The 14,919-nt window shown below is 67.7% G+C and carries 13 protein-coding genes and 1 tRNA gene; 6 read left to right on the top strand and 8 right to left on the bottom strand.

The window, feature by feature from the left end; genetic code table 11:
* Positions 1–47: 47 nt before the first annotated feature.
* Both JOE30_RS17575 and JOE30_RS17570 read left to right on the top strand, forming a co-directional pair.
* Entirely contained in the window at positions 48–875 is an 828-nt protein-coding gene (locus tag JOE30_RS17575; protein ID WP_307806229.1) for a serine hydrolase domain-containing protein, read from the top strand.
* 147 nt (positions 876–1,022) lie between these two features.
* On the top strand, positions 1,023–1,526 hold the full coding sequence (locus JOE30_RS17570) for a DUF3145 domain-containing protein (RefSeq protein WP_027505753.1): 504 nt from the start codon (positions 1,023–1,025) through the stop codon (positions 1,524–1,526).
* A 69-nt stretch (positions 1,527–1,595) separates the two neighbouring features.
* On the opposite strand, the gene JOE30_RS17565 is transcribed toward JOE30_RS17570, so the two are convergent.
* The 6 genes from JOE30_RS17565 to aceE form a co-directional block, all read right to left on the bottom strand.
* Positions 1,596–3,029, bottom strand: coding sequence for an acyl-CoA carboxylase subunit beta (locus tag JOE30_RS17565; RefSeq protein ID WP_204868243.1), 1,434 nt, complete (start codon positions 3,027–3,029; stop codon positions 1,596–1,598).
* A gap of 115 nt (positions 3,030–3,144) precedes the next feature.
* Positions 3,145–4,395 carry a KasA/KasB family beta-ketoacyl-ACP synthase gene (locus JOE30_RS17560; protein WP_204868241.1) on the bottom strand — a complete coding sequence of 417 codons (1,251 nt, stop codon included), beginning with the start codon at positions 4,393–4,395 and terminating at the stop codon, positions 3,145–3,147.
* Between the two features lie 8 nt (positions 4,396–4,403).
* Entirely contained in the window at positions 4,404–4,715 is a 312-nt protein-coding gene (acpM, locus tag JOE30_RS17555) for a meromycolate extension acyl carrier protein AcpM (RefSeq protein ID WP_027505756.1), read from the bottom strand.
* A gap of 191 nt (positions 4,716–4,906) precedes the next feature.
* Positions 4,907–5,824, bottom strand: a complete 918-nt coding sequence (locus JOE30_RS17550; protein WP_204868239.1) for an ACP S-malonyltransferase — start codon at positions 5,822–5,824, stop codon at positions 4,907–4,909.
* 128 nt (positions 5,825–5,952) lie between these two features.
* The gene (locus JOE30_RS17545) at positions 5,953–7,317 is read right to left on the bottom strand and encodes a CdaR family transcriptional regulator (RefSeq protein ID WP_204868238.1); all 1,365 of its coding nucleotides are present in this window, start codon (positions 7,315–7,317) and stop codon (positions 5,953–5,955) included.
* A gap of 35 nt (positions 7,318–7,352) precedes the next feature.
* Positions 7,353–10,139, bottom strand: a complete 2,787-nt coding sequence (gene aceE, locus JOE30_RS17540) for a pyruvate dehydrogenase (acetyl-transferring), homodimeric type (protein ID WP_239533026.1) — start codon at positions 10,137–10,139, stop codon at positions 7,353–7,355.
* A gap of 370 nt (positions 10,140–10,509) precedes the next feature.
* Here aceE and JOE30_RS17535 point away from each other — a divergent pair, with 370 nt between their 5' ends.
* The 4 genes from JOE30_RS17535 to JOE30_RS17520 all read left to right on the top strand — a co-directional run bounded on the left by JOE30_RS17535 (position 10,510) and on the right by JOE30_RS17520 (position 11,806).
* Entirely contained in the window at positions 10,510–10,932 is a 423-nt protein-coding gene (locus JOE30_RS17535) for a DUF3052 domain-containing protein (protein WP_204868237.1), read from the top strand.
* A complete protein-coding gene (locus JOE30_RS17530; RefSeq protein ID WP_204868236.1) occupies positions 10,932–11,396 on the top strand; it encodes a peroxiredoxin in 465 nt (154 codons plus the stop codon). The genes JOE30_RS17535 and JOE30_RS17530 overlap by 1 nt, the downstream gene beginning before the upstream one ends.
* Before the next feature lie 31 nt (positions 11,397–11,427).
* Positions 11,428–11,499: transfer RNA gene (locus JOE30_RS17525), tRNA-Val, on the top strand.
* Positions 11,500–11,503: 4 nt separating this feature from the next.
* Positions 11,504–11,806 (top strand): DUF1272 domain-containing protein, encoded by a 303-nt coding sequence (locus tag JOE30_RS17520; RefSeq protein WP_307806228.1) that lies wholly within the window; start codon positions 11,504–11,506, stop codon positions 11,804–11,806.
* 125 nt (positions 11,807–11,931) lie between these two features.
* Here the strand turns inward: JOE30_RS17520 and JOE30_RS17515 are convergent, their stop codons facing one another.
* The gene (locus JOE30_RS17515; RefSeq protein ID WP_204868234.1) at positions 11,932–13,089 is read right to left on the bottom strand and encodes an iron-containing alcohol dehydrogenase; all 1,158 of its coding nucleotides are present in this window, start codon (positions 13,087–13,089) and stop codon (positions 11,932–11,934) included.
* Between the two features lie 192 nt (positions 13,090–13,281).
* On the bottom strand, positions 13,282–14,802 hold the full coding sequence (locus JOE30_RS17510) for a CoA-acylating methylmalonate-semialdehyde dehydrogenase (RefSeq protein ID WP_204868232.1): 1,521 nt from the start codon (positions 14,800–14,802) through the stop codon (positions 13,282–13,284).
* Positions 14,803–14,919 lie beyond the last annotated feature (117 nt).

The following is a 14,919-nucleotide window of genomic DNA, read 5'->3' as shown; positions in this document are numbered from 1 at the left end:
CCGGACGCATCGAGATTCTGTGACGAGTGTGAATTACAGTCGGGCTCGTGGTCACCGGCAACGCATCCGAGATTCTGTCCTCGCTCACCGACTGGCCGGTCCCGGCGGTGTCGGCCGTGGTGATCACCGAGGGCCCCGACGTGGCCGCGCGACACGGTGATCGGGACCGCGTACAGGAACTGGCCTCGGTCACCAAGCTCCTCGTCGCCTACGCGGCGCTCGTCGCGGTGGAGGAGGGTGCCGTCGAGCTCGACGAGGCAGCGGGGCCCGAGGGATCCACCGTCCGTCATCTTCTCGCTCACACCTCGGGAGTCGCATTCGACGATCGACGGCCCACCACGGCGCCGGGAACGAAACGCATCTATTCGAGTGCCGGCTTCGAGATCCTGGCGGACCACGTGACCGAGCGCTCCGGCATCGAGTTCGGGGAGTACCTGTCCGCCGCCGTGCTCGAACCGTTGGGGATGACCTCGACCGAGCTGCACGGGTCGGCCGGCCACGGAGCCCGGTCGAACCTCCGCGACATGGAGGCGTTCGCGGCGGAACTGCTCGCACCGACGCTCGTCTCCCGCCAGACCGTCGACGAGGCGACGCGCGTGCAGTTCGAGGGACTCGGGGGCATCCTCCCCGGGTACGGGTCGCAGCGACCCAACGACTGGGGTCTGGGCTTCGAGCTCCGTGATCACAAGTCACCGCACTGGACGGGGGAGAGCAACTCGGCGCGCACGTTCGGGCACTTCGGTCAGTCGGGAACCTTCCTCTGGGTGGATCCCGATGCCCGCGTCGCGTGCGTCGTGCTCGCCGACCGTGCGTTCGGGGACTGGGCCAAGCCGCTGTGGACCGCGTTGGGTGACACGGTGCTCGCGGGCGTGTGACCCGCTGCGACACGCCGCCGGAACCCACGCGACACACCGAACGACTGGTGTAACAGGGGTAACTCGAGGCACACTGGTAGAAGCCGTACATCAGCTGACGCGTCAGGCCGTTGGGGAAGACGTCCCTCGTCGAAGCTGGAGGCAACGGTGAACGCACTGAACCAATTCGCGGACTCGACCACGGGTGTCGTCTACATTCACTCGTCGCCGGCCGCGCTGTGCCCGCATGTCGAATGGGCGCTGTCCGATGCGCTCGACTGCCGAGCGAATCTCAAGTGGACCGCGCAGCCCGCATTCGACGGTCAACTGCGGGCCACCACCAACTGGACCGGCCCCGTGGGCACCGGCGCCCGGTTGGCCAGCGTCCTGCGCTCATGGCAGATGCTGCGTTTCGAGGTCACCGAGGACCCCAGTGAGGGTGTCGACGGTGAGCGCTTCGCGCACGTGCCCGGCCTCGGCCTGTGGCACGGCGCCACCAGTGCCAACGGCGACGTCATGGTGGGCGAGCAGCGACTGCGATCGATCCTGGAACAGGGACGCGGCGACGTGTACGCGCAGCTGGATCACGTTCTCGGTACCGCCTGGGACGCGGAGCTCGAACAGTTCCGTCTCGGTGGAGTCGGCGGAGAGGTCACCTGGCTCGCGAGTTAGTGGGCCTCCGGCCCCCGTGAGCCTTTTGCGCATCCAGGGATGCGCGAAAGGCTCACGGGGCGAAGCCACTCAGAGCGGGATGTTCTTGTGGCGACCGCGGCGCGCCGGGGCGTCCGCCAGCGCGCGGGTGAGAGTGCTGCGGGTGGCGGCCGGATCGATGATCGCGTCCACCACACCGATGCCCACGGCCCGCTCGACACCACCGGCGATGGCCTCGTGCTCGGCCGTCAGGCGGTCGTGCAGCGCCTCGCGCTCGTGATCGGGCGCCGCTGCCAGTGCCTTCTTGTGCAGGATGCCCACGGCCGCCTTGGCGCCCATGACCGCGACCTCGGACTCCGGCCAGGCGTAGACGGCCGTCGCTCCGAGAGCCCGCGAGTTCATCGCGATGTACGCGCCGCCGTAGATCTTGCGGGTCACCAGTGTCACGCGGGGCACGGTGGCCTCGGCGAACGCGTGCAGCAGCTTGGCGCCGCGGCGGACCACGCCCTCCCACTCCATGCTGACGCCCGGCAGATAGCCCGGGACGTCCACGACGACGACGAGCGGGATGCCGAACGCATCGCACAGGCGGACGAAGCGAGCGGCCTTCTCGGCTGACTCGGAGTTGAGGCACCCACCGAGGCGGATCGGGTTGTTGGCGATGACGCCGACCGTGCGGCCACCGAGGCGGCCGAGCCCGGTGACGATGCTGCGCGCCCAACCGCCCTGGAACTCCTCGAAGGACGACTCGCCCTCGACGTTGTCGAGCAGCTCGTGGACGACCGGGTGCACGTCGTACGCGCGGCGGTTCGACGCGGGCAGGAGTGCCTTGAGATCGGTGTCGCCGTGCTGCGCGGCGGCCAGGTCGAACTCGCCCTGCTCACTGAACATCGACACGAGCCGACGTCCACGGGCGAGAGCGTCGAGTTCGTCGTCGGCGACGATGTGGCAGACCCCGGACTTGCGGAAGTGAGTGTCGGGTCCGCCGAGCGAGGCCATGTCGACCTGTTCGCCGGTGACGCTGCGCACCACGTCGGGACCGGTGACGAAGACCCGGCCCTCGGGGGCCATGATCACGACGTCGGTGAGCGCGGGGCCGTACGCGGCTCCGCCGGCGGCGAATCCGAGCACGACGGAGATCTGCGGAACGGTGCCCGACGCGCGGACCATGGCCTCGAAGACCAGCCCGACGGCGTGCAGGGCCTCGACACCTTCGGCGAGACGGGCTCCACCGGAGTGCCAGATGCCGACGATGGGCGCACCGGAGTCCAGGGCCTCGTCGATGGCGGAGACGATGTGCTTGCAGCCGTCGACTCCCATGGCGCCGCCCATGACGGTGGCGTCGGAGCAGTAGGCGATGGTGCGGACTCCGTCGATCTCACCCGAGGCGGCCAGCACACCGGACTTGTCACGGTCGTGCAGCGGGGTGGTCGTACCGGAGTCGAAGAGCTTCTCGAGACGAGCGAGGGGGTCGCGCGGGTCACGCGACGAGGAGTGGCGGGTGTGCGGAGCGAGGACGGTCATCGTGTTCTCCCCTTCATACTGCCGCTCCCGGCAGGGGAGTGGTGGTGCGAACGGAGATCCGGCGACCGCGGTCGCCGGATCCCCGCTGTGACGCGGTCCGTGCTGTCGTGCTCGGTCAGTGACGACCGAAGGCGAGCGCAACGTTGTGCCCACCGAATCCGAACGAGTTGTTCAGTGCGTACTCGATCTCGCCGCGACGGGCCTCGCCCGACACGACGTCGAGATCGATCTCCGGATCCTGGTTGTCCAGGTTCAGCGTGGGCGGAACGATCCCGTCCCGGATGCTGAGCACTGTCAGGATCGACTCCAGGGCGCCGACAGCGCCGATGGAGTGCCCGAGGGCCGACTTCGGCGCGTACACCGACGCGTGGTTGCCCACCGCAGCGTTGATCGCGGTGGCCTCGGCCGTGTCTCCGATCGGCGTCGCGGTCGCGTGGGCATTCACATGAGTGATGTCCTGAGCGGTGAGTCCGGCCGTCTCGATCGCGCGACGCATCGCGCGAGCTGCACCGGAGCCCGACGGGTCGGGAGCCACGAGGTGGTACCCGTCCGAGGTGATTCCGGCGCCGAGGAGACGAGCGTGGATCGTCGCTCCGCGTGCCAGTGCATGTTCTTCCGACTCGATGACCATGAGTGCACCCGACTCGCCGAAGACGAAGCCGTCACGATCCTTGTCGAACGGCCGCGAGGCCGCCTGCGGATCGTCGTTGCGTGTGCTCATGGCACGCATCATCGAGAAGGCCGCGATCGGCACCGCGTCGATGTGTCCCTCGACCCCACCCGTGACCATGATGTCCGCGTCGCCCATGACGATCATCCGCCATGCGTGAGCGATCGCTTCCGATCCCGACGAGCATGCCGACACCGGTGTGATGACACCGGCGCGTGCACCCAGGTCGAGCCCGACGACAGCCGACGGTCCGTTCGGCATGATCATCTGCACGGCGAGCGGGGACACCTTGCGGTACCCGCCCTCGCGCATCTTCTTGTCGGCGTCGAGCAGTGCGTCTCCGCCGCCCAGGCCGGTGCCGATCGAGACGCCGAACCGCTCCGAGTCGACCTCGGGGCTGCCGGCGTTCTTCCACACCTCCTTGCCCAGGACGTACGCCATCTGCTCGACGTAGCTCATGCGTCGTTGCTCGACGCGAGAGAGAAGAGTCGATGGATTGACGGCCAGATGGCCGCCGATGCGAACCGGAAGATCGAACTCGGTGACGAAATCGTCCTCGAGCACGTCGATGCCGCTCTCCCCGTTCAGCAGTCCCTTCCACGTCGCGTCGACGTCACCGGCGATGGAGGTGGTTACCGCCAGGCTGGTCACGACGACGTTGCGGAAGCCCCCGTTGGCTGTGCTGGGCGTGGTCACGGTCGTGCTCACTCGCCTGCGGAGTCGCTCTGGTTGTCGAGCTTCGCCTTGATGGCCTCGGCGGCCTCGGGGTTCTCGGCTTCGAGCTTCTGGATGTAGTTCACGGCGTCGCCGACGGTGCGGAGGCTGGCGAGATCCTCGTCGGGGATCTTGACGCCGTACTTGTCCTCGGTCTGCACTGCGATCTCGACCATGGAGAGGGAGTCGATGTCCAGGTCGTCGACGAACGACTTCTCGACGGTCACCTCGGACGGCTCGATGCCGGTGACCTCTTCGATGATCTCGGCGAGTCCGGCGATGAGTTCTTCCTGCGTGGCCACGGAGTGGCTCCCTTCGTGTAAGGAACTGTGCACACGGCGCGACTGTGCGCCGGTGCGGATGCTGTCTCGACGAACGCTCGTTCTCGAGTCGGGCCGGCTACGTACCGGCCCCGCTCACCCCACGACGTGTGGTGAGCGATGCGCACCCCCGGATCGGTCCGTGACGGACCGGCGGGGTTGCGCGCAGTAACCTAACCGACCGATACCGGGGCGGTGAGGCCGGAGACGTCCTCCGGAGTCTTGAGGGCGACCGTCGGAGTGCCGCGCATCTCGCGCTTGGCGATCCCGACGAGGGTGCCGGCCGGCGGGAGCTCGACGATCGAGGCGACCTCGGACGCGCGCAGGGTCGCGGTGCACAGATCCCACCGGACGGGCCGGGTGACCTGGCCGGCGAGCTTGGCCAGTGCGTCCGCGCCGGAGGTGACCTCGCGGCCGTCGAGGTTGGAGAGCAGGCGACGCGTCGGCTCGGACGGCGTGATGGAGGCAGCGGCGGCGACCACGGCGTCCTGTGCGGGTGCCATGAAGCGCGTGTGGAACGCGCCGGCGACGGGCAGCGGGCGAATGCGGGCCTTCTCGGGCGGGTTCGCGGCGAGCTCGGCGAGATCGGTGAGGAGACCGGCGGCCACGATCTGGCCGGCGGCGTTCCGATTGGCGGCCTCGAGTCCGAGCTCGGTCAGACGCTCGAGGACCGCGTCCTCGTCGCCACCGAGCACGGCGGACATGCCGGTCGGAGCCGATGCGCAGGCCTTGGCCATCTCGGCGCCGCGGATCGCGGCGAGAGCGACGGCGTCGTCGGCGGAGATGACGCCGGCGACAGCGGCCGCGGCGAGTTCACCGACCGAGTGGCCGGCGACGACCATGTTCTCCGGCAGTCCGTGTGTGCGCTCGATCTCCTCGAAGGCGAGGAGTGCGGCGGCCACGACGAGCGGCTGGGTCACGGCGGTGTCGGTGATCTCCTCCGCCGTGGCGGTGGTTCCGAGCCGCGTCAGGTCGAGGCCCGACGCCTGCGACCAGAGGGCGAGACGATCCGCGGCCCCGGGGAGTCCGAGCCACGGCACGAGCATGCCGGGTGTCTGAGAGCCCTGTCCGGGCGAAAGCACTGCAATCACGGAACTAAGAAAACACTGTGAAGGCCGTTTCAGGAGATGTTCTACGCGATGAACCTTGTCGGTCGTATTTGTCAGAACCCTACAAACGCCCTGCAGGATGGGTCGCATCGCTCCTGGCGCAAGATCCGTTACTGTATGAGATTCCCAAATGTTCCGGCTGTGACTGTTGTTATCGGTGATGGGTTTTCGTTATGGGATTGCGACAGGCGACCTACTGTTGCCGCGATTCTCAGGACGTACGCGTCGCGGGCATTGGTGGGATCCCGACCAGTCACCTCCGCGATTCGCTTGAGCCGATATCGCACAGTATTTGGATGAACAAACAGTGACCTGGCACACGTCTCGACCGCTCCACCGCAGTCGAGATACGCATCGAGCGTGTCCGAGAGTGCCGATCCGGCAGCCTGGAGCGGCTGGACGATGAGTTCGTTGAGCGACGTGACCGCCGCCTGATCGCCCAGCAACGCTCGTTCCGGCAGAAGTTCACCCGCATGGACCGGCCGCGGTGCACCCCGCCATCCGACCACCGCCTGCATCCCCGCGAACGCCTCCACGGCGCTCGAGTGCGCGGCGCCGAGGGTGCGGGTCGTCGGGCCGATGACCACCGGGGTGTCGGAGAAGTTGCGCATCAGGTCGTCGAGGAAGGCGGCACTGGTCGGGTCGCCGGAGAGATGACCGGAGACCACCATGACCAGACGCGTGCCCTGCACCACGGCGAGCGCGGCGCGATGGTGGCGCTGCGCCACCGTGTGCACGGTCCCGACGACGGAGACGCCCTGATCCGGCGGAGGTGATCCGACGAGCACGGTGGCCGGTGCGGTCGCGTCCCAGTTGAGGGTCGCGGCGCGCGAGAGCATGTCCGAGCCGGTGTCGCCGCGGACGACGGCGTCCACCACGAGGGCCTCGAGGCGGGTGTCCCACGCGCCACGCGACTCGGCCGCGCTCGCGTACACCGACGCGGCGGCGAATCCCAGCTCGCGCCCGTAGCGCAGCACGGCTTCCGTGAGCGCGACGAGCTGCTGATCGTTGCGCGCCAGGGCCGGGAGCCACTGCTCGAAGAACTCCATGGCGACCCGGACCATGTCGACGGTCTGCCGCAGAGTCAGGCGCCGCGCCAGATCCTGCGGAATGACCTGGAACGCGTCGAGACTGAAGCGGATGTCGCTGTCGGGGTTCTGCAACCACTCGAGGAAGTTGACGACGGCCGTCTGGACGAGCATCTGCACACTTGCGCGCTGCGACGCATCGAGATCGCTCACGAACGGCAGCTGATCCTGCATCTGGGTCAGCGCCTCGGTGGAGAGCCTGCTGGAGAACTGCTTCACCCGTCGCAGCAGTGCCTCGGGGAGCGGGACTCGTTGTTGTCTCGCGCGGATCGCGCCACCGGGTCGGTGGGCCTCCGCGGCGGCACGTCGGAGCTCGCGGCGTTCACGCACACGCTCCGATTCCCCCTCCGGCGAACCGTCGGGGGAATCGGGAGCGATGTCTGCCATGGCCACGAACTTACGCGGCGTGCCTGGTGTAACTGTCAGGCGACGCCCGGATCGGCCGTGGAGATCGGAGCGGCCAGGACATCGTCGATCTGGTAGCGCTCGGCTGCCTCGACGGCCTTGTCCTTGTCCACCTCACCCGAGCGAGCGAGCGCGGACAGCACGGCGACGACGATCGACTCCGCGTCAACGTTGAAGTGCCGCCGCGCGGCGGTGCGGGTGTCGGAGAAGCCGAACCCGTCGGTTCCCAGCGTGGTGTAGTGGCCGGGAACCCACTGACGGATCTGATCCGGGACAGCACGCATCCAGTCCGACGCGGCGACGAAGGGGCCCTCCGCCTCCTGCAGCTTGCTGGTGACGTACGGGACGCGCGGCTCGTCACCGGGATTGCGCAGTGCCTCGGTCTCGGCGTCGACACCGTCGCGGCGGAGTTCGCCCCAGCTGGTCACCGACCAGACGTCCGCGGACACGCCGTAGTCCTCGGCGAGAAGTTCCTGCGCACGCAGCCCCGACGGCATACCTACACCGGAGACCAGGATCTGCGCTTTGGGGCCGTCGGCCTTGCCCTTCTGGAACAGGTAGATGCCCTTCAGCAGACCCTCGACATCGAGGTTCTCCGGCTCGGCCGGCTGGCGGTACGGCTCGTTGTACAGAGTGATGTAGTAGAAGATGTTCTCTCCACCGAATCCCTCCACACCCTCGGTGCCGCCGTACATCCGGCGCAGACCGTCCTTGATGATGTGCGCGATCTCGAACGAGAACGCCGGGTCGTACGCGACGGCCGCCGGGTTGGTCGCCGCGAGAAGCAGCGAGTGTCCGTCGGCGTGCTGCAGGCCCTCACCGGTGAGCGTCGTGCGGCCGGCGGTGGCGCCCAGCACGAAGCCACGGGCCATCTGGTCGGCAGCAGCCCAGAGGCCGTCACCGGTCCGCTGGAAACCGAACATCGAGTAGAAGATGTACAGCGGGATCATCGGTTCGCCGTGGGTGGCGTACGACGTGCCGACGGCTGTGAAGGACGACGTCGAACCGGCTTCGTTGATGCCCTCGTGCAGGATCTGGCCGGTGACGTTCTCCTTGTAGGCGAGCATCAGTTCCGAGTCGACCGAGGTGTAGAGCTGGCCGTTGCGGTTGTAGATCTTGAGCGACGGGAACCACGAGTCCATGCCGAAGGTGCGGGCCTCGTCGGGGATGATCGGCACGACGCGATGGCCGATCTCCTTGTCGCGGAGAAGTTCCTTCATGACGCGGACGAGCGCCATGGTCGTCGCGACCTCCTGCTTGCCAGAGCCCTTCATGATCGACTTGTAGGTCGAGTCGGGCGGCATGGGCAGCGGCTTCGCCGACGTGCGACGCTCGGGCACGTATCCGCCGAGGGCCTTACGGCGATCGAGCATGTACTGGATCTCGGGGGAGTCCTCGCCCGGGTGGTAGTACGGGGGCAGGTACGGATCCTTCTCGAGCTCCTCGTCGGAGATCGGGATGTGCTGGATGTCGCGGAACGCCTTCAGGTCGTCCAGCGTCAGCTTCTTCATCTGGTGGGTCGCGTTGCGGCCCTCGAAGTGCTTGCCCAGCGTGTAGCCCTTGATGGTGTGCGCCAAGATCACCGTCGGCTGGCCCTTGTGCTCCATCGCGGCGGCGTAGGCGGCGTGGACCTTGCGGTAGTCGTGGCCACCGCGCTTGAGGTTCCAGATCTCGGCGTCACTGAGGTCCTTGACCAGTTCCTTGGTCCGCGGATCGCGCCCGAAGAAGTTGTCGCGGACGTAGCTGCCGTCGTTGGCCTTGTACGTCTGGAAGTCGCCGTCGGGCGTGGTGTTCATCAGGTTCACCAGCGCGCCGTCGCGGTCCTTGTGCAGGAGGGTGTCCCACTCACGGCCCCACACGACCTTGATGACGTTCCAGCCGGCACCGCGGAAGAACGACTCCAGTTCCTGGATGATCTTACCGTTGCCGCGCACCGGGCCGTCGAGGCGCTGCAGGTTGCAGTTGACGACGAAGGTCAGGTTGTCCAGACCCTCGGTGGCCGCCACGTGGGCGAGGCCGCGCGACTCCGGCTCGTCCATCTCGCCGTCGCCGAGGAACGCCCACACGTGCTGATCGGTGGTGTCCTTGATGCCGCGGTCGGCGAGGTAGTGATTGAAGCGGGCCTGGTAGATGGCGTTCATCGGGCCGAGACCCATCGACACCGTCGGGAACTCCCAGAAGTCCTGCATCAGACGCGGGTGCGGGTACGACGGCAGGCCGCCGCCCTGATCCGCGTGGCTGTACTCCTGGCGGAAGCCGTCCATGCGCTCGGCCGGAATGCGGCCTTCGAGAAAGGCGCGCGCGTAGATGCCGGGGGAGGCGTGGCCCTGGATGAAGATGTGGTCGCCGCCGCCCGGGTGGTCCTTGCCGCGGAAGAAGTGGTTGAAGCCCACCTCGTACAGAGCAGCGGACGAGGCGTACGTGGAGATGTGGCCACCGACGCCGACACCGGGGCGCTGCGCGCGGTGCACCATGATCGCGGCGTTCCAGCGGATCCAGGCGCGGTAGCGGCGTTCCATGGACTCGTCGCCGGGGAACCACGGCTCGTTCTCGGTGGGGATGGTGTTGACGTAATCGGTCGACGTCAGCGCGGGAATGGACACACGCTTCTCACCGGCACGCTCGAGCATGCGCAGCATCAGGTAGCGGGCGCGCTGCGGCCCGGAGCGCTCGAGGAGCTGGTCGAAGGATTCCATCCACTCGTCGGTCTCGTCACTGTCGATGTCCGGAAGGTACGACGCCACCCCCTCTCGGATGACGCGAACACGGCCGTCCGTGCTCGCCTTCCTGGCGACAGCGCCCATCGCGGCGTCTGCCGCGTCGGTGCGCTCTTCCTTCGTCGATTCCGACAACGTGTGTTCTCCTCGATGTGGCGGGAGCATGGTGTGCTCCCGGTCCAGTGCGAGCCGGTCCTGTGACGCCGGCCCGCTGTGCTGCTTCACGGTGATCTGGGTCAATCTCGGGTGATCGAGGTCAATCCTGCCCCATCGGACCCCACATGGTGCAGGTGGTTCCCGATTGGGTAAGCGTGAAATCAATGCAACGGAAAAACGTGCAGATCGCCGCGTCGGCTTGCGCCGGGGCGCCCGACCCTGTTCGCTTTGACTACTGCACACTTTGCTGTATCGCCCGGTCGGTCTCGATCGGGTTCACGACTCGAAGGAGGACACGACCGTGGTCGCCGCGGCGGACGCCCAGAACTATGCCCAGAAGCTCGGAGTCACCCGCGACATGGTCGTACAAGAGTTGGGTTGGGACGAGGACACCGACGACGACTTGCGGGCCGACGTCGAGGAGATGATCGGCGGCGAGACCGTCGACGAGGATTCCGACGAGGTGGTCGACGTCGTGCTGCTGTGGTGGCGCGACGGGGACGGAGACCTGGTCGACGCCCTCATGGACGCCATCAGCCCCCTCTCCGACGACGGCTTCGTGTGGGTCCTCACTCCCAAGACAGGCCAGTCCGGCCATGTCGAGCCCAGCGAGATCGCCGAGTCCGCACCCACCGCGGGCCTCACCCAGACCTCGACCACGAACCTCGGTGCGTGGATCGGCAGTCGGCTGGTGCAGCCCAAGGCTCAGCCCACGAAGCGCTGATGACGCTCGAGGTGGGAGTCGAGGCTCCCGACTTCACGTTGAAGGATCAGAACAACCAGCCCGTCACGCTGTCGGACTATCGCGGCACCAAGAACGTGCTGCTGATCTTCTTCCCGCTCGCCTTCACCGGCACGTGCCAGGGTGAGCTCTGCCGGGTGCGCGACGAGCTGCCGAAGTTCGAGAACGACGACACCGCGGTGCTCGCCGTCTCGGTCGGTCCGCCTCCCACGCACAAGATCTGGTCCGCCGAGCAGGGATACACGTTCCCGCTCCTGTCGGACTTCTGGCCGCACGGCGCCGTGGCGCAGCAGTACGGCGTGTTCAACGAGGACCTCGGGTTCGCCAACCGCGGCACCTTCCTCATCGACACGTCCGGAGTGGTGCGGTTCGCCGAGATGATGGGTCCGGGCGAGGCCCGTGACCAGGGGGCTTGGGAGAAAGCCCTCGCCACGCTAGATTCTTGAGCGCGTTCCCCGGCTCGGTCGGGGAACGACGGGGCGTATAGCTCAGCGGTAGAGCTCTGGTTTTACACACCAGCGGTCGGGGGTTCGAACCCCTCTGCGCCCACATCATGGACATGCGGCCCAATTGCGAACGGTGCGACGTGGATCTGCCCCCGTCGTCCGTCGACGCTCATGTCTGCACGTACGAGTGCACCTTCTGCACCGCTTGTGTGACGCGCCTGGCGAACGTGTGCCCCAATTGCGGTGGCGGCTTCGCGCCACGTCCCGTGCGCCCCGCCCGCGAGTGGCGGCCCGGGTTGTCGGTCGCGCTGCGACCCGGATCGACCGTGCGGGTACACACGCCGTACAGCGAAGCGGAGCTCGACGAGTTCGTGGACCGGGTGAAGGGTGTGCCGCCGGCGGAGCGGTGAATGGGGCCGGCGCCGCGGTCGCGCCGGGCGCTGCGCGCGGCGGTCTGCGCAGGTTGCAGAGTGCGCTCACCACCGGGCGCTGCGCGCGGCGCAAGAAGCAACCGGGCGCAGCGCCGTGGGCAGCGTCAGAACACCTGCCGGTACAGCTCCTCGATCTGCTGCGCCGTGGGAACCACCGGGTTGTTGTTCGGCGAACCCGAGGCCAGGGCCTGCTCCGCCATCAACGGGACGAGCTTCTCCCACTTGTCGGCGTCGATCCCGTGTGTGCTGGGGGACGGCACTTCGACTGTCGCGCAGAGGTTCTCGATGTAGGTGACCAGTGCTGCCGAGGCCACATCGTTGCTGTCACCCTCATGTGCGGCGCCGAGTTGCCGTGCGCACTCCGCGTACCGCTCCGGGGCGCCGGGGATGGAGAACGCGGTGATCGCGGGGAGCAGCATCGCATTCGACAAGCCGTGTGCGACATGGAAATGCCCGCCGATGGGCCGGCTCATGCCATGCACCAGGCACACGCTCGCGTTGGAGAACGCCATGCCGGCCTGGGTGGATGCGGCCATCATCGCGGCGCGGGCCTCGGCGTCGTCCCCGTCGGTGTACGCGCGTACGAGGAACCGTCCGATGGTGCGCATGGCGTTGAGGGCCAGCGCATCGGAGATCGGGTTCGCCTTCTTGCTGACGTACGCCTCGATCGCGTGGGTCAACGCGTCGACACCGGTGTCCGCGGTGAGGCGGGGAGGCATGGACATCGTCAGCTCGGGGTCGACGACGGAGGCGATGGGGAGGAAGGACAGGCCGGGGCACAGCATCTTCTCGTCCGACTCGCTGTCGGTGATGACGGTGAACTGTGTCGCTTCGGAGCCGCTTCCGGCCGTCGTCGGGATGGCGATGATGGGCAGCGCGGGTCCGGTGTACGGGCCGGGTGCCTTGTAGTCGCGCATGACGCCGCCGCCCTTGCTCAGCACCGACAGTGCCTTCGCGGTGTCCATGGGGCTGCCGCCGCCGAAGCCGATGACGGCGTCCGCGTCGTGCGCTGCGACCGCGGCGACGCCGGCGGTGAGGGAGTCGGTGGTGGGGTCGGGCACCGTCTCGGCGAACAGTGCGCCGGTCTTGCCGGCGGCCGCGATGATGCCCATGACGCGATCCGCCGCGCCCGTGCTGACCATGAACGCATCGGTCACGAGAAGGGGGCGCTCGACCCCGAGGTCGTCGAGCACCTGGCCGAGGTCCTCGACGGCGCCGGGTCCCATGCGCAGGAAGCGGGGAAAGGAAATGGATGTCGACATCGTCGTCGTGCTCCTTCTCGTGGTCGGGCGGTGCGATTCCCGCACCGATCCTCGTGTCCCGCACCTGACCTCGCCGAGCGACACGCGTGCGGGAACCGAGGAAGGGTGCGGGAAGGGGAAATGCCGGGGAAATACCGATGCCGCACCGCCTCCCGAACTGCGGAGAGACGATGCGGCGCGGCGTGGACCTGACTAGTCGTTCTCGGGGAATCCGAGGTTGATGCCGCCGTGGCTGGGGTCGAGCCAGCGGGAGGTGACGGCCTTGGCGCGGGTGAAGAAGTGCACGCCCTCGGTGCCGTGGGCGTGGGTGTCGCCGAAGAGGCTGTTCTTCCAGCCGCCGAAGCTGTAGTAGGCCATGGGAACCGGGATCGGGACGTTGATGCCGATCATGCCGACCTCGACCTCGTTCTGGAAGCGTCGAGCGGCGCCACCGTCGTTGGTGAAGATGGCGGTGCCGTTGCCGTAGGGGTTGTCGTTGATGAGCTGCAGTGCCTCGTCGTAGGTGTCGACGCGGACCACGGAGAGTACCGGTCCGAAGATCTCGTCGGTGTAGATGCTCATCTCGGGGGTGACGTGGTCGATGAGGGTGGGTCCGAGCCAGAAGCCCTCGGCCGGCCTGATTCCCGTCGCTTCGCTCGCCCCGTCGCCGTCGGCCTTCACGGTGCGGCCGTCGACGACGATGGTGGCGCCGGACTCCTCGCCCGCGTCGACGTAGGAGGCGACCTTGTCGCGGTGCGCCTTGGTCACCAGCGGGCCCATGTCTGCGCCGCGGGTGCCGTCGCCGGTCTTGAGCGGGGTGGTGCGCTCGGCGATCTTGGCGACCAGCTCGTCCGCGATGTCGCCGACCGCGACGAGGGCGGAGATGGCCATGCAGCGCTCACCGGCGGAGCCGAAGCCGGCGTTGACCATGGCGTCGGCAGCGAGGTCGAGGTCGGCATCGGGGAGCACGATGGCGTGGTTCTTGGCGCCGCCGAGAGCCTGGACGCGCTTGCCGTGCGAGGTGCCGGTGGCGTAGACGTACTGCGCGATGGGGGTGGAGCCGACGAAGCTGATGGACTTGATGTTGCGATTCTCGAGCAGCTCGTCGACGGCGGTCTTGTCACCCTGCAGGACGTTGAAGACGCCGTCGGGCAGGCCCGCTTCCTTCCACAGCTCGGCGATCCAGATGCTCGCCGTCGGGTCCTTCTCGGACGGCTTGAGCACGACGGTGTTGCCGGCGGCGATGGCGATGGGGAAGAACCACATCGGCACCATGGCCGGGAAGTTGAAGGGGCTGATGATGCCGACGGGTCCGAGCGGCTGGCGCAGGGAGAAGACGTCGACTCCGGTGGAGGCGTTCTCGGTGAAGCCGCCCTTGAGCAGATGCGGTATGCCGCAGGCGAATTCGACGACTTCCTGGCCGCGGCTGATCTCACCGAGGGCGTCGGAGAGCACCTTGCCGTGCTCGGCGGTGATGATCTCGGCGAGTTCGCCCTTCTTGGCGTTGAGCAGCTCGCGGAAGTTGAAGAGGATCGCGGTGCGCTTGGACAGGGAGGTGTCACGCCAGGCGGGGAAGGCGGCGGTGGCCGAGTCGATGACGACGCGGGCATCCTCGACGGTGGCGAGGGCGAGCTCGCCGGTGACCTGACCGGTGGCCGGGTTGGTGACGGGTGAGGTCTTGTCGGAGGTGCCGGCGAACGGCTTGCCGTCCACCCAGTGCGTGATCGTGTTCACGGAGATTCCTTCGGTCGAGTGCTGGCCTGTGACCTGAGTCTCCCCAGCAGATTTGCGTCTGTCAAAGGCCAAAGGCGCACTGCCGCGTGCAGATCTGCACGTGGTGGGTACGCTCAC

This window comes from Rhodococcus sp. PvP016 (assembly GCF_017832185.1).
GTDB lineage: Bacteria > Actinomycetota > Actinomycetes > Mycobacteriales > Mycobacteriaceae > Rhodococcoides.
This window is presented reverse-complemented; position numbering and strand designations above follow the sequence as displayed.